Origin of the sequence: Telmatobacter sp. DSM 110680 (assembly GCF_039994875.1) — a bacterium.
Taxonomy (GTDB): Bacteria; Acidobacteriota; Terriglobia; order Terriglobales; family Acidobacteriaceae; genus Telmatobacter.
The window spans coordinates 2,630,705-2,652,402 of sequence record NZ_CP121196.1 but is presented as its reverse complement, the minus strand read 5'-3'; the positions used below and the strand labels follow the sequence as shown (position 1 = coordinate 2,652,402).

21 protein-coding genes are annotated in these 21,698 nt (G+C 57.2%); 10 read left to right on the top strand and 11 right to left on the bottom strand.

Translation table 11 applies throughout. From position 1 onward, the window contains the following. The first annotated feature begins 32 nt into the window (after positions 1-32). Positions 33-2,021 carry a glycosyltransferase family 39 protein gene (locus tag P8935_RS10955; RefSeq protein ID WP_348265034.1) on the top strand — a complete coding sequence of 663 codons (1,989 nt, stop codon included), beginning with the start codon at positions 33-35 and terminating at the stop codon, positions 2,019-2,021. 107 nt (positions 2,022-2,128) lie between these two features. Here the strand turns inward: P8935_RS10955 and P8935_RS10950 are convergent, their stop codons facing one another. The 5 genes from P8935_RS10950 to dnaK form a co-directional block, all read right to left on the bottom strand. Continuing rightward, the gene (locus P8935_RS10950) at positions 2,129-2,689 is read right to left on the bottom strand and encodes a GNAT family N-acetyltransferase (RefSeq protein ID WP_348265033.1); all 561 of its coding nucleotides are present in this window, start codon (positions 2,687-2,689) and stop codon (positions 2,129-2,131) included. 51 nt (positions 2,690-2,740) lie between these two features. Beyond that, on the bottom strand, positions 2,741-3,916 hold the full coding sequence (locus P8935_RS10945; protein ID WP_348265032.1) for a glycosyltransferase: 1,176 nt from the start codon (positions 3,914-3,916) through the stop codon (positions 2,741-2,743). Positions 3,917-3,987: 71 nt separating this feature from the next. Beyond that, on the bottom strand, positions 3,988-4,389 hold the full coding sequence (locus P8935_RS10940; protein WP_348265031.1) for a helix-turn-helix transcriptional regulator: 402 nt from the start codon (positions 4,387-4,389) through the stop codon (positions 3,988-3,990). Positions 4,390-4,458: 69 nt separating this feature from the next. Next, on the bottom strand, positions 4,459-5,652 hold the full coding sequence (locus tag P8935_RS10935) for a J domain-containing protein (RefSeq protein ID WP_348265030.1): 1,194 nt from the start codon (positions 5,650-5,652) through the stop codon (positions 4,459-4,461). Positions 5,653-5,848: 196 nt separating this feature from the next. Further along, positions 5,849-7,768 (bottom strand): molecular chaperone DnaK, encoded by a 1,920-nt coding sequence (gene dnaK / locus P8935_RS10930; protein WP_348265029.1) that lies wholly within the window; start codon positions 7,766-7,768, stop codon positions 5,849-5,851. A gap of 284 nt (positions 7,769-8,052) precedes the next feature. Between dnaK and P8935_RS10925 the strand changes: the two genes are divergently transcribed. The 4 genes from P8935_RS10925 (at position 8,053) to P8935_RS10910 (ending at position 11,836) form a co-directional block, all read left to right on the top strand. After that, complete coding sequence (locus P8935_RS10925; protein ID WP_348265028.1) at positions 8,053-8,946, top strand: hypothetical protein; 894 nt, start codon at positions 8,053-8,055, stop codon at positions 8,944-8,946. Further along, positions 8,943-9,329, top strand: a complete 387-nt coding sequence (locus tag P8935_RS10920) for a cytochrome c (protein WP_348265027.1) — start codon at positions 8,943-8,945, stop codon at positions 9,327-9,329. Before P8935_RS10925 ends, P8935_RS10920 begins: the two co-directional genes overlap by 4 nt. Positions 9,330-9,398: 69 nt before the next feature. After that, positions 9,399-11,024, top strand: a complete 1,626-nt coding sequence (locus tag P8935_RS10915) for a DHA2 family efflux MFS transporter permease subunit (RefSeq protein WP_348265026.1) — start codon at positions 9,399-9,401, stop codon at positions 11,022-11,024. Between the two features lie 353 nt (positions 11,025-11,377). Further along, the gene (locus P8935_RS10910) at positions 11,378-11,836 is read left to right on the top strand and encodes a PA2169 family four-helix-bundle protein (protein WP_348265025.1); all 459 of its coding nucleotides are present in this window, start codon (positions 11,378-11,380) and stop codon (positions 11,834-11,836) included. Between the two features lie 75 nt (positions 11,837-11,911). Here the strand turns inward: P8935_RS10910 and P8935_RS10905 are convergent, their stop codons facing one another. Then, a complete protein-coding gene (locus P8935_RS10905; protein ID WP_348265024.1) occupies positions 11,912-12,529 on the bottom strand; it encodes a carbonic anhydrase in 618 nt (205 codons plus the stop codon). Positions 12,530-12,670: 141 nt separating this feature from the next. On the opposite strand from P8935_RS10905, the gene P8935_RS10900 reads away from it, so the two are divergent. The 5 genes from P8935_RS10900 to P8935_RS10880 all read left to right on the top strand — a co-directional run bounded on the left by P8935_RS10900 (position 12,671) and on the right by P8935_RS10880 (position 17,737). Continuing rightward, entirely contained in the window at positions 12,671-13,021 is a 351-nt protein-coding gene (locus P8935_RS10900; protein ID WP_348265023.1) for an STAS domain-containing protein, read from the top strand. A gap of 175 nt (positions 13,022-13,196) precedes the next feature. After that, a complete protein-coding gene (locus P8935_RS10895; protein ID WP_348265022.1) occupies positions 13,197-14,606 on the top strand; it encodes a serine hydrolase domain-containing protein in 1,410 nt (469 codons plus the stop codon). A 120-nt stretch (positions 14,607-14,726) separates the two neighbouring features. Then, entirely contained in the window at positions 14,727-15,530 is an 804-nt protein-coding gene (locus tag P8935_RS10890) for an alpha/beta fold hydrolase (RefSeq protein WP_348265021.1), read from the top strand. A gap of 23 nt (positions 15,531-15,553) precedes the next feature. Then, positions 15,554-16,942, top strand: coding sequence for a signal recognition particle protein (gene ffh / locus P8935_RS10885; protein ID WP_348265020.1), 1,389 nt, complete (start codon positions 15,554-15,556; stop codon positions 16,940-16,942). 141 nt (positions 16,943-17,083) lie between these two features. After that, positions 17,084-17,737 carry a peroxiredoxin-like family protein gene (locus P8935_RS10880; RefSeq protein ID WP_348265019.1) on the top strand — a complete coding sequence of 218 codons (654 nt, stop codon included), beginning with the start codon at positions 17,084-17,086 and terminating at the stop codon, positions 17,735-17,737. Between the two features lie 47 nt (positions 17,738-17,784). On the opposite strand, the gene P8935_RS10875 is transcribed toward P8935_RS10880, so the two are convergent. The 5 genes from P8935_RS10875 to trxB all read right to left on the bottom strand — a co-directional run bounded on the left by P8935_RS10875 (position 17,785) and on the right by trxB (position 21,669). Continuing rightward, complete coding sequence (locus tag P8935_RS10875) at positions 17,785-19,128, bottom strand: DUF5666 domain-containing protein (RefSeq protein WP_348265018.1); 1,344 nt, start codon at positions 19,126-19,128, stop codon at positions 17,785-17,787. A 49-nt stretch (positions 19,129-19,177) separates the two neighbouring features. Further along, positions 19,178-19,480, bottom strand: coding sequence for a DUF167 domain-containing protein (locus P8935_RS10870; protein WP_348265017.1), 303 nt, complete (start codon positions 19,478-19,480; stop codon positions 19,178-19,180). Between the two features lie 8 nt (positions 19,481-19,488). Further along, positions 19,489-20,223, bottom strand: coding sequence for a YggS family pyridoxal phosphate-dependent enzyme (locus P8935_RS10865; RefSeq protein WP_348265016.1), 735 nt, complete (start codon positions 20,221-20,223; stop codon positions 19,489-19,491). Next, positions 20,220-20,648 carry a DUF4188 domain-containing protein gene (locus tag P8935_RS10860; protein WP_348265015.1) on the bottom strand — a complete coding sequence of 143 codons (429 nt, stop codon included), beginning with the start codon at positions 20,646-20,648 and terminating at the stop codon, positions 20,220-20,222. The genes P8935_RS10865 and P8935_RS10860 overlap by 4 nt, the downstream gene beginning before the upstream one ends. A 73-nt stretch (positions 20,649-20,721) precedes the next feature. Next, on the bottom strand, positions 20,722-21,669 hold the full coding sequence (gene trxB / locus P8935_RS10855) for a thioredoxin-disulfide reductase (protein WP_348265014.1): 948 nt from the start codon (positions 21,667-21,669) through the stop codon (positions 20,722-20,724). Positions 21,670-21,698: the final 29 nt, after the last annotated feature.

The window sequence follows — 21,698 nt, the reverse complement described above, 5'->3', positions numbered from 1 at the left end:
ACTGTTATCCTTGATTTTCAGAGCTTTACCCGATGGCAAACGCAGAAAACACGCAAATTCGCCCAGTTCAGGCTCCTTCGAATCTTGTTGCCTGGGCGCTTTTGGCAGCGATCTTTCTCGCCGTGCAGTTTGCCTCGCTCTTTACCCCGCCATTGCTCGATGACGTCGATGCCTCGCACGCCCAGGTAGCCCAGCACATGATCGAGAGTGGCGACTGGGTCACCATGAAGCTCAACGGCATTCGCTACCTTGAAAAGCCGCCGCTTCCTTACTGGCTTGACGCCGCGGGTTATTGGATCTTCGGCCAAAACGTATTCGCCACTCATCTGCCCAACGCTCTGGCACTTCTCGGTCTCGCATGGTTGTCGTGGCTGTGGGCCTCACGCGGGTGGGGACGCCGAGCAGGCTTATACGCCGCGCTGGGAGTGCTCACGTCCATAGGGCCATTTCTCTTCACGCGCTTTGCCATTCCTGAAGCACTGCTGAGCTTTCTACTGCTGTATGCACTATGGAATTTCATCACCGGCCTTGAGAGCCGACACACAATCCGCTTTTACGGAATGTGGGCCGCCCTCGCGCTAGCTACCCTCACCAAGGGTTTGATCGCGCCCGTCTTTTTCGCCGCCGCAGCCATCCCTCTCCTCATGCTCAGCGGACAATGGCGCCGCTGGCGCGAATTGAAGCCGTTCACCGGACTGCTCCTCTTTTTCGCCGTCGCGGCTCCGTGGCACATTCTCTGCGGACTCGCGAACCCCGACCAAGGGCACCCCGTCGGCAATCACCCCACGCCCGGAAACGTGCACGGCTTCTGGTACTTCTACTTCATCAACGAACATGTCCTGCGCTTCCTCGGCGGACGCTTTCCGAACGACTACAACAAGATGCCGTTCGCGGTTTACTGGCTTGCGCATCTCGCATGGCTCTTTCCGTGGAGTTTATTTCTGCCCGCACTCCTCGTTGTCGCATGGAAGACACGTCACGTCTGGATGCAGCACCTCGATCGCGACTCCGGCGACACCGTGGACTTTTATCTCGATCACGCCGCCCGCGAAGACGCTGCCAGTTTTGTGGCACGCCTCAAGTTCCGCATACGTTCCACCTGGCTACTTGCGCTCTTCGCCGGTTTCACACTGATCTTCTTCGCGATCTCCACCAATCAGGAGTACTACACCTTCCCCGCGTGGACCCCGCTTCTCATTCTGATCGCAGGCCTGCTGGCAAACATGGAGGAACGCCGCGGCCCTGAAGGCCAAAAACCGCTGCTCTCACAAAAATGGCTCAGCGGCGCGCAAGCCGTCTTCTCCATTGCTGGAGTATTGGCCGCCATTGCGCTGGGCTCGGGCCTCTGGCAATCGCGGAACCTGCCCTTCGTCTCCGACATCGGCACGCTCCTCGCACATCGCGATGTAGGCGGATACACGCTCTCGATGTCGCACTTCTTCGACCTTACCGGGCCATCCTTCGCTGCGCTGCGTCTTCCCGCAGCCATCGCCGCCATCGCATTACTCTTCGGACCGACCCTGGGATGGATGTTCCGCATACGCGCAAGACATCTCGCAGCAACCGTCAGCATCGCTCTCACTGCAGCAGTATTTCTCGTCGCGGCACATATCGCCTTTGCGCGTTTCGAACCGATGCTCAGTTCGCGGCAACTGGCTGACACTATCATCGCCAAAGGCTCGCCGTCCGATTCGTTCATCATTTACGGAGATCAATCAGACGCGTCTTCCGTCGTCTTCTACACCCACAACTTCCTGCACAAGCCGGCCTTCATCGTGATGGAACCCTGTTCCCCGTACGGCCACGGATCATCGCTTGTATGGGGCTCGTGCTACCCCGACGCTCCAAAAATCTTCCTAAGCGATGACCAGCTTTCGAAGGAATGGGGAACCGGCGAACGCAAGTGGCTCTTCGCACAAGACACGAACCAGCCCAAAGCAGAGCAGCTTCTCTCCGGCCGCCTCATCCCAGTCCAATCCATAGCCGACAAAGCCCTCTGGACCGATCGCCCGCTCAAATAAGAGCCTCTGCTCGAGCCAATGTAAGTATGCGCTGTCATCCCGAGCGAAGCCGAGGGATCTGCGGTTGCTTTCAGCCCCTCATCACGCGGACGAGGCCGGCCTTCAACTCAAACGCTCTTACCTTTCCTCAAATCGAACCGCATAATCGGCCGAGGCGCAGTGCGATGCGCCACCACTTTAAATCCGGCACGCTTAAACGTCGAGACAAACCCGGTCCCCGTTGAACTGGGCGACAAAGTCCGATCCAGTGGATAAGCCTCGAGTGCCGCTGCTCCTGCAGCTCGTGCAGTCTTCACCGAGGCGTCGATCAGCGCCCCAGTTATCCCGCGCCTTCGGTAGCCCTTGCGGATATAGAAGCAGGAGATCGACCAGACCTGGACATCGTCCACCCGAACCCACGATCGATCCAGCCACGCCAAAGCCTCGCGTGGAGTAAGCTGACACCAACCAACAGCCAATTCATCTTCGAAAGCGATCAATCCCGGCGGCGGCCCGTGGTTCACAATCGCGCGAAACTTCTTCCTGTTGATTTCGCTCGCTTGTTTGAGATAAGCGCTGCCAATTCGCCAGTACATGCACCAGCAACCATTGCAGGCGCCTCGCTCGCCAAACAAGTCCTCAAGCGCGGGCCAGAGATCAGGAGTGAGTGGACGTATGCTCAGCTTCATAGCCGTATGAGCTTATCAATGTAGGACTTCATGAGGAAGGTTCAAATCCAACTACTCTGCCGCACGCATCTTCCCACCGGGCAATAATTGAAACACGCGCCCGCGCCACAAAATCCGGCTCCCCATGTAACTCGCCGCCCAGAAGAAAAATCCCATCAGATCACGCATCGGATACAGCACCAGCAAATTGAACCAGCTAGGGTCGCGCACCACCATGCGCCCGACCGTAATAGAAAGCGCCAGGCGCGTGGCCACGCCCCAGGCCAGCAGCGCAACGCCCCACAGCGGTTGCCCCAACAGGAGCCCAGCCGCAAGCCCGAGCAACCCGAACGGCATGCTGAATGTGAGCGCCGTTCCGAAGTGTCCCTTTGGCCGAGAGAAGCGGGTCGACTTCATCCACCGCACCTGGTGCTTGAGTGAAGACATCAGGCTGAGGTTAATCACGATGTGGTCGATAGCGTGATGACTCAGCACCACCGTCTGTCCCAGCCTGTGCGTCTCGTTGCCCAATACAAAATCATCCGCGCAATAATCCGCCGTGACCTCAAAGCCGCCCATGCGCCGAATTACATCGCGCCGAAACGCCATCGTCGGACCGAGCACAAACTGCATCCCCTCCATCATCCGCGCCACCAGCACGCCCGCCGTCATCTCCACGCTCATGCCCACGGCCTCAAGCCGCGCCCACAACCCTCCGCCCGCAGCGATACCGCGATACAGACAACACATGCCACCAACTTTCCCATCAGCAAATGGCAGGGCGACGGCCCGCAGATAATCTGAAGTCACGCGCACATCGCTGTCGCTAATAACAAGAATGTCGTAGGCTGCTGACTTCTCCATCAGCTCCATCGAAGCCACCTTGGCGTTGATGTAAGGCGGCTCACCCGTTGACATGAACTTCGCAGGAATCTGCGGGTACCGCGCAGCCACGCGCCGCGCAATCTCGAGGCCAGCATCATCCGCCTGCCGCGCACAAAACAAAATCTCAAACGTGGGATAGTCCTGCTCGAAGAAACTCGCCAGGTGTGTTTCCAAATCCGGCTCCCCACCCGCCAAAGGCTTCAGCAATGTCAGAGGAGGCGTAAACCTCGGCCGCTTGCGAACCTCGGTTTCAGCAGCTCGCCGCTCGCGCAAGAACCGCGGCACTGCCGCCAAAACCATGCCGGCAAAAACCGTAGAACTAATGAGGCCAACGGCAGCGATTGCAATGAGGACGTACAACATGCAGGTCTAAGAATACGCGCAGAAATCGACAAGCGAGAATCTCTGCTATAGATCGGAAATGATGTCGCGGATTACAGCTTTCGCCCGGGTGCCGGCTTGATCACCACAGTCGGCTTCCGGAGCGGCACAATCGCGCCTGCATTAGGCGCACCCTGTTGGAATCGCGTCAACATCTCCGAGCGCACATACTCCACAAAGCTCTGCATCTGCCGGTTCATCTCTTCCATGCGCTCGCGCATCTGCAGAATGATCGCGATTCCCGCAATATTTACGCCCAGATCGCGCGCCAGGTTCAGGATGAACTCCAGTCGCTCCAGGTCCTCATCCGTGTAGAGCCGCGTATTGCCCTCCGTGCGCGAAGGCTTCAGCAGTCCTTCCCGCTCGTAGAGCCGCAGCGTCTGCGGATGAATCTCGTACATCTCGGCCACCGCCGAGATCATGTATGCGCCTTTGGATTTTCGCTTCGCCGCCATAAGATCTCTCGATCAGATTGCCGTGTATTCCCTTAGTCCCTGATCCCTAATCCCTGTTCCCTGTCTTTTTCAAATCTTCTCAAACAATGAAACCCGCGGATCTTGACTATTCAACTTCGCCAGTTCACGCATGATCTCGCGGCTGCGTTCGTCTTGTAGATGTGGCACCACCACCTCGATGGTCACAATTTGATCGCCACGTTGCCCCGGATGGGATGCACTCTCGACGCCGCGTTCGCGCAACCGCAGCTTCTGCCCATTCTGCGTGCCGGGCGGAATTTTCAATTGCGCGCGTCCATCAATCGTAGGCACCTCAATCTTCGAGCCCAGCGATGCCTCCGCGATGGTCACCGGCACCGTCAACTGGATATCGTCCCCAACGCGCGTGAACACAGGATGAGTTCCGGTTCGGACAATAACGTACAGGTCTCCCGGCGCGCCGCCATTGACTCCCGCATTGCCTTTTCCCTGCAGCCGAATTCGCTGTCCGTCCCGCGTCCCTGCCTTGATGCGAAACTCCACGGTTTCCGTGCGCGTAACCGTGCCCTCTCCGTGGCACGTTTGGCAATCGCTCGTCACACGACCGCTTCCCCCGCAGCGCGGGCAGGGAATATTGAACTTCATGCGCCCGCCCATCTGCGTTACCTGGCCCGTGCCGCTGCACTCGGGACAGGTCATTTGTCCGCCCGACTGCGCCATACCATGACATGTGGGGCAAGTCTCCTGGCGAGTCACCTGAATGCGCGCCTGCCCACCCCGGATGGCCGACCAGAAATCAATCGTCGCCTGGTATTCAAGATCAGTGCCTGCCTGGGGACCACGCGGCCGCTGCTGTTGCTGTTGCGCACCCGTAAAGATGCCGGAGAAAATATCTTTGAAACTGCCCCACGTTGATGAACCAGCCCCAGCTTGCGATCCCGGGTGCCCACCTCCCTGGAATCCTGAGAAATCGAAACCACCAAAATCCACCGGAACGCCGCCGCCATCGCGCTGCTGACGCGCATAAGCCTCAGCCTGCGCCGGATCGATCTGGTCAGAGTAGAAGCCAAGCTGGTCGTAGACCTTCCGCTTCTTCTCATCGCTCAATACATCGTTAGCTTCAGAGATTTCCTTGAATTTCTCCTCAGCCTTTTTATCGTTGGGATTGACGTCAGGATGGTATTTGCGCGCGGCTTTGCGGAACGCCTTCCGAATCTCCTCTGGCGTTGCTGTCTTCTTGACGCCTAGCGTCGCGTAATAATCTTTGTTTTGGGTTGTGGCCATTTGAGTTTTCTTATCTCACTTAGCGTACACGTTAGCTTGCGATGCGGACGACCGACAGGACTGCGCTTATTCCGAAAGATAACTACGGGACGGTCTCGTCCGCACGCAACCCAAAAATTCGGGGTGGGCCAAATCGCCCACCCCGCTTGCTAACTCCGCTAACACTCGCGAAGCGAGGCTAACAACGTCAACTCCGCTATTTCTTGTCTTCCACGTCCACGTACTCAGCATCGATCACGCCTTCGTCCTTTTTCTGCTCAGTCCCTGGCGTGCCGTCGGCCTGCGCCGTCGGAGCACCTTGGGCCGCCGCTGCATTGGCCTTGTAGAGCACCTCGGCCAACTTGTGGCTTGCCTGGGTCAGCTTGTCGTGAGAGGCGCGTAGATCCGCCGCACTCGGAGAACCTTCCAGCGTCTTCTTGGCTTCAGCCAATGCAGCTTCCACCTCGGTCTTATCGGCAGCCTGCACCTTCTCGCCGGAATCCTTCAACATCTTCTCGATGTTGTAGACCAGCCCGTCGAGTTGGTTGCGCGCTTCGATCTCCTCGCGCTTCTCCTTGTCCTCCGCTGCATGCGCCTCCGCGTCCTTGGCCATGCGCTCCACCTCATCCTTGCTGAGACCAGAGCTCGAAGTGATGGTGATGCGTGTGTCTTTGCCCGTCGCATTGTCCTTGGCATTCACGTTCAGAATGCCGTTCGCATCGATGTCAAACGTGACCTCGATCTGCGGAATGCCACGCGGCGCCGGAGGAATTCCCGCCAGCTTGAACTTGCCAAGCGTACGGTTCTGTCCCGCCATCGGCCGCTCGCCCTGCAACACGTGCACTTCAACCTCAGTCTGCGAATCAGCCGCCGTCGAAAACGTCTCTGTCTTCTTCGTCGGAATCGTCGTGTTGCGCGGAATCATCGGCGTCGCAACGCCACCCAGCGTCTCAATCGAGAGCGTCAACGGTGTCACGTCCAGCAACAGCAGATCTTTCACTTCGCCTGCCAGCACTCCCGCCTGTACAGCCGCACCTACCGCAACCACCTCGTCCGGATTCACGCCGCGATGCGGCTCTTTGCCGAACAGGCCCTTTACCAGCTCCTGGATCTTCGGCATACGCGTCTGACCGCCGACCAGCACCACTTCATCGATGTCGCTTGCTTTCACGCCAGCATCGGTCATCGCCTTCTTGCACGGCTCGAGCGAACGCTCCAGAAGGTCAGAAACCAGCTGTTCCAGCTTCGCGCGCGTCAGCTTCCGCACCAGGTGCTTCGGTCCGGTTGCGTCAGCCGTGATAAACGGCAGGTTGATCTCGGTCTCCACTGTCGTCGAAAGCTCAATCTTGGCCTTTTCTGCCGCGTCCTTCAAACGCTGCAAAGCCATCTCATTGCCTTTCGACGCCAAGTCAAGCCCCTCTTCCTGCTTGAACTCGGCAATCAGCCATTCCACAATCCGCTGATCGAGGTTGTCGCCGCCCAAGTGCGTATCGCCATTGGTCGATTTCACCTCGATGACGCCTTCGCCCACTTCCAGAATCGAAATATCGAATGTGCCGCCGCCAAAGTCATACACGGCGATCGTCTCGTCTTTTTTCTTGTCGAGCCCGTACGCCAGAGCGGCGGCCGTCGGCTCGTTCACAATGCGCTTAACATCCAGACCGGCGATTTTGCCCGCATCCTTCGTTGCCTGCCGCTGGGCATCGTTAAAGTAGGCGGGAACCGTGATTACAGCCTCGGTAACCGTTTCGCCCAGATAGGCTTCCGCGCTCTTCTTCAACTTCTGCAGAATCATCGCCGAAATCTCGGGCGGGGTGTATTCCTTGCCTTGCGCTACAACCGCCAGATGGTCACCCTGCTGAACCACCTTATAGGGAACCATCTTCATCTCGTCTGTCACTTCGTTGTAGCGACGGCCCATGAAGCGCTTGATCGAGAAAATGGTGTTCTCGGGATTGGTGATGGCCTGGCGCTTGGCCACTTGGCCCACGAGGCGTTCTCCGCTCTTCGAGAATGCAACGATCGAGGGGGTCGTTCGTGCACCCTCCTCATTCGCAATGACTTTCGGCTCGCCGCCCTCAAGAACGGCGACGCATGAGTTGGTCGTACCTAGGTCGATTCCAATGATTTTTGCCATGATTAGTTTCCCGCCTCAGACACAAGTAATTTCAAGTCACTACTTAAGATGCACTATGAGTGAATTAGTGTCAACTTTTATTGATATTAATTTTATAAGATTGCTGGCACTTTGGGACTGCCCTGGAGCTTTGAATGTTCACCTTTCGTTTCTAGACGGCCGTCAGATTCGGCCCGTCTCGCCATGTGTGACAAATGACCTTGTCTCCAATTGCGGACCAAAATAGTCTGAGTTTATATTCCATATACGACACATTTGGTCGCATATTTGAAAAGAGGTTGCACGTGGCTCGCTCATTCCTTATTTCCGGTCCAGTCCCTGCCCTTTTGCTGGCTCTGGCTGTCGCCGCTCCTCCCGGCTTCGTCTGTGCTCAGGAAAAGCCTTACTTCGTCACCTACTCTCATGACCTTGAAGAACCCGGAAACCTCGAAATCGAGACCAAGACGGCCCTTGGTCAGCCACCGGGAAGCCACCGATATGGCGCAACGGCGAGTGAATTGGAATACGGCGTCCGCGCCTGGTGGACCTCGGAGCTTTACCTCGACGGTCAGGCCACCGCTCAAGATTCCACTATTTTTACTGGCTTCCGGCTCGAAAACCGCTTTCGTCCTCTGATGCGCGAGCACGTCGTCAACCCGGTTCTCTACGTCGAATACGAAAACATCTCCGGCGCCGACAAAACCATCCTCGAATTCGTCGGCCACGATGGCCAAGCCGATCTTGCCGACCCCAATGCCATATCCCGCCAGGAGCACCAACACGAAGCCGAGCTAAAGCTGATCCTGTCCTCTAATCTCAAAGCCTGGAACATCTCCGAGAATTTCATTTCCGAGAAGAACCTGGGCCATGAACCATGGGAATTCGGCTACGCGCTCGGTGCCGCACGTCCCCTTCGCACTCTTGGCAGCGGAAAGCCCTGCACCTTCTGCTTTGAGAAATTCATGGCCGGCGCAGAAGCCTATGGCGGTCTGGGAAATACCGATTCGCTCACACTGCACGACACATCTCACTACATCGCGCCGACCGTGGGTTGGCAACTCCCCTTCGGCCGGCTCAGTTTTTCCACCGGCTTCGGCCTTACATCTTCCAGCCTTGATCGCATTTACCGCATCGGCTGGGCCTCGGAATTACCTCAAGTCGGAAGCTGGTTCCGCAGTAATAAAGGAGGTGCGCGATGACCGCGACGACTCGGAGATTCTTCGGCATTTTCTGTCTCATGATGTTCGCAAGTCTGCTTCTCTGCGCGGCAGCCAATTCTCACTGGGACCGCGTACCAAGCAAGGACCACATCCGCACAAACCCGCTTGCCACGCATCCTGAATCGGTGCCCGCCGGCGCTCTCGTATACAAAGACCACTGCGCCCAATGTCACCGATCCGATGCCATGGGAGACGGCCGCAAAAAACCAGCCCTCCGCAGCGAACACATAAGGTCCGCAACAGACGGTGATCTTGAGTGGTTCCTTCGCGAGGGAGACCTCCGCCACGGCATGCCGTCCTGGTCGAGTCTTCCTGAAGCACAGCGATGGCAGTTAGTATCCTACCTGCGCTCGATTCAGTAGCCACATCTGCGGCAGCCGTCACAGGGCAGCAGGCGGCTGCTGCTTTAACCTCAGGTGTTCAATACCCCCATGACCACCGCTACCTTCGAAGCTGTTGGATCGAACACCAAACATCACAGTTGGAAAACGCCGCTTGAGCGCTACCCTCTCACGCAAGGCGTAAATCCGTGGCTGGTCACGGCGTCGGTCATGTTGCCTACCTTTATGGAGGTGCTTGACACTGCCATTGCGTCGGTAGCACTCCCTTACATCGCTGGGAGCCTGTCGGCGACCAACTCCGAAGCCACCTGGGTACTCACAAGCTACCTGGTGGCCAATGCCGTAATTCTCCCCGCATCAAACTGGTTCGCGCGTCGCTGGGGTCGCAAGCGCTTTCTGCTCATCTGTGTCATCCTCTTCACCATCGCTTCCTTCTTCTGTGGCGCAGCGCCATCGCTGGGCGTGATCCTGCTGGCGCGTATATTGCAGGGAGCAGGCGGGGGCGCCCTGCAGCCCTTATCGCAATCCATCCTTCTCGAAAGCTTTCCCCCTGCCAAAAGATCCATGTCCATGGCGGCATACGGATTAGGGATCGTCGTGGCTCCCGTACTCGGCCCCACGCTAGGCGGCTGGCTCACCGATACCTTCAGTTGGCGTTATGCCTTCTACATCAATATCCCCGTCGGCATACTCGCCGTTTTCATGATTGCCCGCTTCGTGCATGATCCCCCTTACATCAAGAACGCTAAGGTCGGTGCCTTCGACAACATCGGATTTGGCCTCCTTATCGTATGGACCGGCAGCCTTCAGGTTGTCCTCGATAAGGGGCAGGAAGACGATTGGTTCGGAGCTATCTGGGTGCGTTGGGCCGTCGCAGCGTTAGTCCTCGGCTTTATCGGATGGGTATGGCGCTCATGGACTAATCGCAGCGGCCTCGTCGATCTTCACGTGCTCAAGGATCGAAATTTCCGCACCGGCTGCTTCCTCATTGCGCTGCTTGGCATGTGCATCTACATCACCATCGCCATTCTGCCGCTCTACTATCAGGAGATTCTCGGCTACACGGCATTCACAGCGGGCCTTGTTGTTGGCCCACGCGGCATCGGTTCATTCATCGGCTCGCCTGTGATCGGCTTGCTTGGCTCGCGTATCGATAACCGCAAACTGCTGTGCGCTGGCTTCATTGGCTTCGGCATCTGCTCCTACATCTTCGGAACGGTCAACCTCGACATCGGCCCCTACACCTTGTTATTCCCAATTCTGCTCACAGGCTTCGCGCTCAGCTTTGTATTTGTGCCCCTTGCCACCATGAGCACCTCTACCATCCCGCGCGAGGAGATGGGTAATGCCACCGGCCTTTTCAACATGCTGCGAAACATCGGCGGCTCCATCGGAATCGCCATGGCCACAACCGCCGTCATTCGCCGCTCCGCATTGCACCAGACTGAAATCGGCGCACACCTCTCCGTTTCCGATCCAGTACTGCAACAGAAATCACGCATGATCGCAACCTATCTCGGACACCACGTTGGTACCGCACAGGCAAGACCCGGCTCTCTCGGATTGATATACGGCCTCATGCAGCAACAATCCGCTCTTCTCGCCTATGTGGACGTCTTTCGCTGGACCGCATTGCTTGCTTTCCTGTGCGCTGCTCTCGCCTGGATGTTCAAGAAACCAGCGCAGCACATCTCCCCGCCGCCGGGCGTGCACTAACCGATCCGCGATCGCACGGAACAAAATGACACCATTGCAAATCAATTTTGCATGAACAGTCGGAATCAATGCATGCGCTAACATGCACCGAAAAACTCCCCCTTAAAATCAAAAAATCCCGCAAATTCAACGCCCAAAAACGACAATGTTAAAAGTTTGCCCCGACGCGCAAAATCTCGCATCTTACTATTCGGATCGACCTAGCCTCTGCGGGTGCGGGTTCGGTCCATTACAGGGGCAGGGGCGTTGGGGTTTTCGCGATTTCCCCCACTTCACTGGCAGCGAAGGAGAATCGCAATGGCAGCTGCCAAACCCTGCCCAGTTCTTTATTTCTATTTCCGGAGAATTGCAAAATGTCGTCTGCTTCAAAAGACTTGAAAGAAACCGAATTGGCTCTGCGCTCTGTCATCCAGGTTCTCATCGATGGCCAGGAGGGCTTTAAAAAGCTTGGCGAGCAAATCAAGGATGAAGCGCTAAAAGAATATTTCCTTGCAGAGTCCCTTACCCGGGCACAGTTTCGCGGAGTGCTCGAGTCGATCCTTCACCAGGAAGGTGTTCACGATGTAAAAGAGAGCGGCACGGCCGCCGGAACTATTCGCCGCGCATGGGGCGACGTCAAGTCTGCTCTTGGCGGCGGCGATTCCACCCTGCTCGCCACTGCGGAAGAGGGCGAACAGGAAGCGACCGAAGCCTACGGGAAGGCGTCGGAAACCTATCTACCTCTTCCCGTCCGCCAGGTTCTCACCACGCAAGCTGCGCACATCGACAAATCCCACGAATTCATCAAGGCTGCTCTCGACACCAAAAAGTAGCCTGCGAGACAACTCATTCCATCCAAGCGCGCGTTTCGCGCTTGGATGGGAAGGCAAAACGAACGGCTGAAGTTTCTATCCGACCAGCGGCACAAACCGGCGCGCATCCTCATCAAAGCGCTCAATATTTCCCGTCAAGATGTCGTAGTACCAACCAAACACCTGAAGTCTACCCTCGCGTATCGCGCGCGACACCGACGGCTGAGCCTTCAGATTCAGCAACTGCGCCACTACATTCCCTCGAATCAGCGAACAAAGTTCCGCGTGTGCGCCATCCTCTGGATTCAGCGGCTGCCGGTGCGAAAACGCCGCCTCGACATGCTGCAGCCAACGATTCGCTTTCGGCAATTTGTCCAGCCCCTGCCGGTTCAATGCTGCTTTGATCGCTCCGCAATCCGAGTGTCCGCACAGAATCACATACGGCACCTTCAGAACATCGACCGCATACTCAATTGTTGCCGTCACGCCGTCCACGTCGTTCATCGCAATTGGCACCACGTTTCCGATACTGCGGCTGATGAACAGATCTCCCGGCCCCGTCCCCAGAATCAGGTCCGGCACAATCCTCGAATCGGAACAGGTAATAAACAGCCACTCCGGAGCCTGCGACTCAGCCAGTAAATGAAACTGATCGCGCCGTCGCGGAAATACATCCGCCAGAAATTTCTTGTGGCCTTCAACTAAGCGTTCCATCCGTAACCTCGTGGAAATTTCACCGCTGTTTTAGCCTATCGCACCGGCCGCAGAGCATCATTTCTCTTCAACGCACCCATCTCGGCGCATCCGTCGTTTTCTAACGACAAATTCACCTCCGTTCCATACACTGATCCGAACATGTCCCCCGATGTTTCTTTAAAGATTGAGCCGCTTCCCGGCAGCAAACCAGGAATTGTCATCCTGCGCCTCTCGGGTCCCGTCACCCTCCAAAGCGTCCTGCCGCTACGCGCTCTCCTCCGTGGCACCGAGCCGCCGCCCCACACCATTCTTGATCTCAGTGGTGTGCCTTTTATGGATTCGGCCGGAATGAGCGAAATCATCAATCACGAAGTCCACTGCCGCGACAAACATGTACAGTTCACTCTCGCCGGCGTTACTCCACGCGTACTGAGCATGTTCCATATCACTCGGCTTGAGCAGGTTCTCACCCTTGCACCCACTGTCGAGGAAGCCGAAGCCCGCACTTAGCGACTTGAAGATCAATTTCTCCATCACTATTGCGGTGTCATCCTGCGCGAACGAAGCCCCAAACGCAGTTCAGTTTTGGGTGACGAGCGAAGAAGTCGCTTTCTAACTTTCGCCACCCTTATAGAAACAATGCTCCTGTTGTTACCATTCCAACGGAAGGAGTTCCACTCTGCCAGTGATAATCCCCCGTCGGTTTATCTCAACACTCGCAATCCTCAGTTCTTTTGCCTTTGTGGATCACACCCTCACTGCACAGACCGTTGACACGATTGATCCCACTTTGACAGTCCGCATCGACCAGATCGCCAACGATGTGCTCAAGCAAACCGCAGTCCCTTCCGCTTCCCTCGCAATCATTCAAGGTGGGAAGCTCGTCTACACCCACGCGTACGGGAACGCGCACATCGATCCGCCCGTAGCTGCAACGCCGGACATGCGCTATTCCATCGGCTCCATCTCCAAACAATTCACCGCTGCTGCCATTCTGCTCTTGCAGGAACAGGGGAAACTCTCTCTGGATGACACCGTGGGTAAATACGTTCCCGCCCTCACGCGTGGCAATGAAGTCACGATCCGCCAGATCCTCTCGCACACCTCCGGGTATCAGGACTACTGGCCCGAAGACTATGTAATGACTCCGATGCTTCACGCTGAAACCGCCCAACAGATTCTCGATACCTGGGCCAAGAAGCAACTAGACTTCGAGCCCGGCACACAATGGCAGTATTCCAATACCAATTACGTCATCGCCGGCGCGATCGTTGAAAAAGTCAGCGGGCAGAAGCTGATGGATTTTCTCGGAGAACACATATTCCATCCGCTTGGCATGAAGTCGGTATGGAACTCCGACGAAACTAAACTCACTCAGACGGACGCAACCGCCTACTATCGCCACGCCCTCGGACCGCTTCGCCCAGCACCCAAGGAAGGACGGGGCTGGATGTTTGCAGCCGGCGAACTCGCCATGACTGCCCATGACCTCGCGCTTTGGAACGAGAGCATGATTGCACAATCCGTCCTCAAGCCCGAAAGCTACCGGCAAATGTTCACCTCTGTGAAGCTGAAAGACGGCAAGGACACCCACTACGGCCTCGGCGTCGGCGTGCGCGATATCAATGGCCATCGCGATATCGAGCACAGCGGCGAAGTCTCAGGATTTGTTTCGGACAACCAGGTGCTGGTCGATGATGGCGTCGCAATCTCCGTCCTTACCAATCAGGATGCGGTTGGCGCAGCCTCTACCATTGCCCGCCTTGCGTCTCCCATCATTGCCGGCTTCCCGCCAAGCGACACCGAGAAGCAGGCACTTGAAATCTTTCATGGTCTGCAGCAGGGTCGCATTGATCGCTCTCTCCTGGCTCCGAATCTCAGCGACTACTTCACCCCCGAGGCAATCGCAGATTATCAATCTAGCCTGGCCCCGCTAGGCGAACCGCTCACTTTTCGCCAGACCGGTGAATCGCTGCGTGGCGGCATGACCTTCCATGCATTCCAAATTACCTACCCTGGCAAGCGACTCTCGCTCACAACCTTCACGTACCCCGATGGAAAACTCGAGCAATATCTGATAGCTCCCGCAGACTGATTTGTCGGATTGTTTTTTATAGCCGCACGGACATACGTGCCCCATCCATTCGACATCTTTCCGTCGAATGGGTGGGAAAGCTAGAATTATCTCTTCCAGGGATTCGCAAAGAATCAGCCGATGAAGCTGCAAAGATTCTCGTTCACGTTCTCCCTCACCATCGCCAGCCGCTTTGTTCAAATCAGAGACCGCTTGCTGGGCAGAATCCCTAACCACCGACCCGAATGCATCGGAATTAACGCCACGCAACACCGCATCTCAAGTGGAAAAAACCTGCTTGATGCCGTGTTCGTCAAGCCCACCGGCACTTCTCCCCAAGCATCAATTCTCATCTGTCACGGCATCGGCGAAATCGTCTCGCAATGGTTCCCCATCCAGCGCCTCCTCGCCGAGAACGGCATAGCCTCACTCGTCTTCGACTACTCGGGATACGGCCGTAGCACTGGCTTCATCGACTTCACTCAATGCGAACAAGATGCAATCGCCTCCTTTGCGCTTCTTCGTCGCCTCGCCCCTGCCATCCCTCTCGCGCTCCTCGGCTTCTCACTCGGCACGGGCATCGCTCCCGCGATCCTCAATCGAGTCGCTGCCGATGGTCTCGTGCTCTGCGCTGGATATTCCTCTTTCCGTAAAGCTGCGCGCGCAGCCTGGATTCCCGGATTCCTTTCCCCTCTCGTCCCTCCCATCTGGTCTGCGGAGGAAGCCCTTCGCGATTGTTCTTTGCCGACCCTGATCGTTCAGGGGGATCGAGACCGCCTCTTCCCTCTGAAAATGGCTCACGATCTGGTCTCATGTTGCGGCAGCCGCGCCGAACTCCTCATCCTTCCCGCCCGCTCCCACAACGAACCGTTTTACAAACCGCATATGCGTTACTGGGGCCCCATCGTCTCTTGGCTCCTCCGACCACTGACTACTGACCACTGATCCCTGTAAACTGATCTAGACCTATGTTTGAGAACCTTACAGAAAAACTGCAACGAGCCTTCAAATCCCTGCGCGGACAGGGGACGCTCACGGAAGAGAACATCCAGGAAGCGCTTAAAGAGATCCGCATCGCGATGCTCGAAGCCGACGTCAACCTTAACGTCGTCAACGAACTCATCGAACACATCCGCGCCAAAGCTGTTGGCACTGAAGTGCTTACCGCACTCTCTCCGTCCGAACAGGTCATCAAGATCGTCCGCGACGAGTTGATTGAACTCCTCGGCCGCGACACCGCCCGCTTCAAGTTCGCTTCGCAGCCGCCGACGGTCATCCTCATGGCTGGTCTGCAGGGCTCCGGTAAAACCACCACCAGCGGCAAACTCGCCGCCTGGCTGAAAAAGGGTGGCCACCGACCCATGCTCGTCTCCGTCGACGTGTACCGACCGGCCGCCCGCGAGCAGCTGAAAGTCGTCGCCAAGTCAATTGAAGCGCGCCTCTACGAAGGCAAAATCAACGATGAGCCTGCCGGATCGAAACTCGTAGAGCGGCTCGCCAGCGAAGCGCGCCGCGAAGCCCGCATCCTCGCCTGCGACACGCTGATCGTTGACACCGCTGGCCGTCTCCACATTGATGAAGAGCTGATGGACGAGATGGATCGCCTCAAGAAGCTCCTCAATCCATCTGAAATTCTCTTCGTCGCCGATGCCATGACCGGCCAGGACGCCGTGAACTCCGCGCAGGACTTTCACAAACGCCTCGGACTCACCGGTGTAATCCTCACCAAAATGGATGGCGACTCCCGTGGCGGCGCGGCCATCTCCATCCGCCACGTCACCGGACAGCCGATCAAGTTCATCGGCACCGGCGAAAAACCGGACGCCTTCGAGCCGTTTCATCCAGATCGAATTGTTGGCCGCATCCTCGGTATGGGCGACATGCTCTCCCTCATCGAGAAGGCCGAGTCCGCGCTCGACAGAAAAAAATCTGAAGACTTCGCCAAGAAGGCCCTCCTCGGTGACGGCTTCACGCTCGAAGACTTTCGCGACCAGCTGCAGCAAATCAAAAAGCTCGGTTCAATGGAGTCGATTCTGAAGATGATGCCATCTGTCGGTCCCTTCGCAGGCCTGCAAGAGGCCTCTAAAAGCATCGACGAAAAACAGTTCTCGCGCGTCGAAGCGATCATCAGTTCCATGACTCCCTTCGAGCGCCGCAATCACGACATCATCTCCGGCTCGCGCCGCAAGCGCATCGCCGCCGGCAGTGGCACAAGCGTCCAGGATGTAAATCAGCTCCTCCGCCAATATGCGCAGATGAGCAAAATGTTCAAGCAGATGGGCAAAGGCGGACTCGCCCGGCAGATGATGCGCGGCGGCATGTCCAACCTGATGGGCAAACAAAAATTCGGACGGTAGTTTACATCCTGTCCTTTGGTCAATCATGCACCACCAAAGCATGTGTCATCCTGAGTAAACGGGTCCCCGAACGCTCTTCAGTTCGGGGGTGGTGAGCGAAGGATCTGCTTTGTTTTTCAACGCGCGAGTAGCAATAAGGCCATGACGTCCCTCCAGGACCAACTCGACGAGATCACCTCCAACACGCGTAACCTCGTGCAGCCCGAACGTCTAGCAGTCGGCGAAAAGGCTGTTGAAGAATTATTCGCGACCGGCATCGAAGACCGCATTCTTCCCGTAGGCGCGAAAGCCCCCGAATTCGCCCTCAAAGATTCCGGCGGCAAACTCGTGCGCTCTCGCGACATGCTCGCCCTCGGTCCGCTGGTTATCAAATTCTTCCGCGGCCGCTGGTGCCCCTATTGCGTCACCGAACTTGAAAACTGGCGCGACCTCTACGGCCATCTCCGCGAGCGCAACGCGCTGATGGTCGCAATCGGCCCGCAGATCGAGCGTCAGAGCGACTTCATGGCCAACCAGCATGGCCTTCCCTTCCCGATACTCTCTGACCCCGGCAACACCGTCGCGGAAAAGTTCGGCCTCGTCTACACCATCCCCGAGTACCATCGCGAACATTTTCTTTCCATCCTCGTCAACATCCCGTTCGTCAACGGCGACAAGAGCTGGCGTCTGCCGCTCCCCGCGACCTACGTCATTTCAAAGGATGGAAAAGTAGCCTTCGCAGAAGCCCACGCCGACTTCCGCGTCCGCCCTGAACCGGAAGAAGTCCTCGCCGCCTGCGACTTCCATCACCGCTAAATTGAATCCTCAGGCAACTTTCCAGTTGCATTTCTCCGAATGTGTAATCAGAAGCGGCTGGGAGATCCCGGCGCAGGAGGGCTGCTCCGCGCTTCGGAGGACTTGCGATATTGCAGGTTGAGCATTTCAAGCTGGTAGCCGCTGCGTTCTGGGTACTTCAGCTTCGCAGGATCTTTCGGCATTTGCTTTGGATCGAGCAAACGCCATGCCTCGGGCGCCTGCCATGGATCGAAGCCCGCATCGGCCATCAGGCCGAGGGCAACACGGCCGCGCTGCTGCTCCATCTTGCGCAGGACCTCATGCATCACGATGGCGCCGCCCACCTCACCTGCTCCAAATCCCACGCCGCTGCGCACGGCGAGGTACACGGCGACTTCGGCCGCTCCGATCAACTTCATATCAAATTCGACGCGAGCCTGCTGGCGTTGCAGGTTTGCGGCGACGCCGTCGGCGATCACGGCAGCGAGCTGGTCGTCATTCTCGATCCGCTCCATGACGTGAACGGGAATGAGCACGAGACCCTCGTTGCAGAAGAGAGCCGACCGTATATATTTCTCCTCCACCACATAGAAGCGAAATGGAATTTTCGCGGGGTCATCCTCGGGCAGATCGCGCTGGAACTGGGGGATGAGGCGCTGGCCGATACTTCGGACGCGCGTCTGCATTGCTTCGATGTCGGGCACGGGGTACCAACCGCACGCCCCACCCGCATCCGCCATGCGATGCTTCTCGATGGCGCTGCTGAATCTGCCATCGAAATCGATAAGGCTACCTGCGGAAAACGTGGTGACCTGCGCAAAACCCTGTAGGCTTGCCTTGCGCTTGGGAAGTTTAGGTTTCACGAACTCGACGTGAGTTGGGATGACCTCGCCGGCATCGTTTCGGCGACCTTCGTAGTGGATCCAGATACCTGTGCTCACCTCATTGAGCGCGGTGAGTCCGCCGGAGAAACGCACTTCCGTCTTAGTGTCGAGACGCAGGATATTTCCGTCGGCATGAAACAGCGGCTCCGTTCCGGGGGAAATGACGCGGTCGATGACTCCGATGCCGGAGACGGTGAAGTCTCGATCGTCGCGGATCTTGATCTGTGTTGCAGTGACGGTGCGCGCTTTGCGGTTCTTGGTGCCGATGACCTGCACATAGCTGCCGGTGGCGATTTCGCGGCGCAATTCACTTTCGTCTTTTTTCGGCCCCTTGTACGCAAAAAACTGCGTATACGTCGTGATAATGACGTGAAAGCCATCGACATCGAAGCCGTCCGGCAGTTGAACGGCAGTAATGTTTCCTCGGACGGCCGGAAGTTCCGGCTCTTGAGCTTGGAAATGCGACGGGATTGCAGCCGCGAGCAACAGCACGCAAAGCAACTGAACGCACGGAACGATTCGTACCATCGAAGACTCTGGAATGGAGTTGAGCCAAGTATAGACCGAATGTGGCGCGTTATGCGCGATACGGTCGAAGCGACTCTTGCGCCTCGGCCAGCCGGATTCCGCGAAGCAGAAACACTTTGCTCCGCGAGAGTTCTCCCGTCAAAAGCTCGACAGATCTTTTAGGAATACCAAACGTCTTGGCCAAAAACGCAACGAGTGCCTCGTTAGCGCGCCCTTCCACCGGCGGAGCCTGCACGGCAATCTTCAGCTGCAATGTGTCGCCAGCGCCGTAAACGCCAACAATCGCCGTCCTCTTCGCACCCGGCTGCGCCCGCACCGCCAGAGTCACTCCGTCCGCAACTTCGCTCAGCATTGCCACACTCATTCGGGCGGCCCTGTGTAAGGAGCACGCTTCCCAAACAGCGCTGTTCCCACACGAATCCGCGTTGCGCCCTCAGCAATCGCCAATGGAAAATCTCCGCTCATCCCCATCGACAACACATCCAGATTCAACTTCGAATGCTTCGCAGACCATCGATCCCGCCACTCGCGCAAACTGCGAAAACAGGCTCGAGTCACATCTTCCGGCGCGCCCCACGGCCCAATCGTCATCAATCCGCGCGTTTCCAGATGCAGCAAATCCGGAAGTACTTCCAACAATTGCGCCGCCTCTTGCGACTCCGGCTCTAGACCTTCCTTCGTCTCCTCCGGACTGAGCTTCACCTCGAGCAAAATCGGAATCCTCTTCCCAACTTTGCCCGCCGCATCATTCAGCCGCTGGGCAACGCGCAAAGAATCCACCGCGTCCACTGCGTCAAAAAGCTCCGCAGCCTTCCCTGCCTTGTTCGATTGCAGATGCCCGATCAGATGAACTCGAATAGGCTTCTCATCTCGCAAACGCAGCGACTGCAGATCTGCCGCCTTTGCAGTAAATTCTTGAACACGATTTTCGCCAAACAGCGCAAGCCCCAGTTCTGCAGCCTCCGCAATCGCCTTCGCCGGATAGGTCTTCGACACAGCCATCAGCTCGACGTCTTCGCGCCGCCGTCCCGCCTTACGGCAAGCGTCAGCGATCGCGTCCTCAAGCCTTTCGAGGTTTTCCGACAGAAAACTCATTCCGCTTTGCCGATGCGCTGGCGAGCACTCTCCATCCGGCCGCTCACAGGCACAAGATCGCTCGCCGCACCAAATCCGAATCGCGGCATATTTACGTAAATGCACTCGTAGTTTCCGCGCTCAACCATATAGCTCTCGTGCCAGATGCCCACCGACCCGTTGCCGCCGATCCGCCGATTAAACTCCGCCCATGCCGGCAAATGGTTGCTGTCACGCAAATGCGCGTATGCATGCAAATGTTCGAAGCTTCGCCAGTACTGCAAGTTCGCTACGCCGCGCCAGTACAGCATCGTCTCGACGTGTAGCAACCCCATCTCTGGATGTTTCTTCAGTTCCGCAATCATTGGCCCCATCGCCTTCGCCACCGGGATCCATTTGCCGAATTCAAAAAGGCGATTCACCCGCATGCCAATGATGAAGACCACAAACGGCCCATCAAAACTTCACCGTGAAGCGGCCCGGAAAGATCGTCGGCATGCGTCGCTTCCTCGCTGGACCTTAGCGCCCGTGCTCCTCAAGATACTTTTCCGCTTCCAGAGCCGCCATGCATCCGGTCCCGGCCGCGGTAATCGCCTGCCGGTAGCGCCTGTCTTGAACATCGCCGCATGCATACACTCCCGGCACCACGACGCCATGTCGCGTCGTGAAGATGTTTCCCTGCGTCAGCACGTATCCCTCGTCGTCGAGATCGATCTGCCCGGCAAACATCTTCGCGTTCGGCTCGTGCCCAATTCCCAGGAACATCCCATCCACATGAAGAGTTTCCGTCATTCCAGTGACCACGTCGCGAAGCTTGAGCCCTTTCACTTCCTTCTCTTCCACGCCCAACACTTCATCCACAACCGTGTTCGTCCTGAACTCGATATTCGGATGGGCCATCGCGCGCTCCAGCATGATCTTCGACGCCCGGAACTGCGGACGACGATGCAGTAGCGTGACCTTCGAGGCAAAACGCGTCAGGAACAATGCCTCCTCCATGGCTGAGTCGCCGCCGCCGATTACCGCGATCGGCCTGTCGCGAAAGAAGAAACCATCGCATGTAGCGCAGCTTGAAACACCATGCCCAATCAGAGCCTGCTCACTCGGCAACCCGAGCCAGCGCGCACTTGCACCCGAAGCGATAACTAACGTGCGCGTGACAATTTCGCCGGCTGACGTGTGTAAACGGAACGGGTGCGTGCCAAGTTCCACACGATTCAGATGCGCAAGCTGAAAGTCTGCACCAAATCGGGCAGCCTGCTTCTTCATGTTGTCGATCAGTTCCGGCCCCTGAATCCCCTCGGGCCACCCCGGAAAATTCTCGACCAGCGAAGTGATGGAAAGCTGGCCGCCGGGTTCATGTCCCTCCAGCACCAGGGGCTTCAGGTTGGCGCGCGCACTGTAGATGGCGGCTGTGAGTCCTGCACAGCCGGAACCAAGGATTACTGTATCTCGAGTCTCTGTCATGAGGTTTCCCAGTAAATTGTAGACGGCGT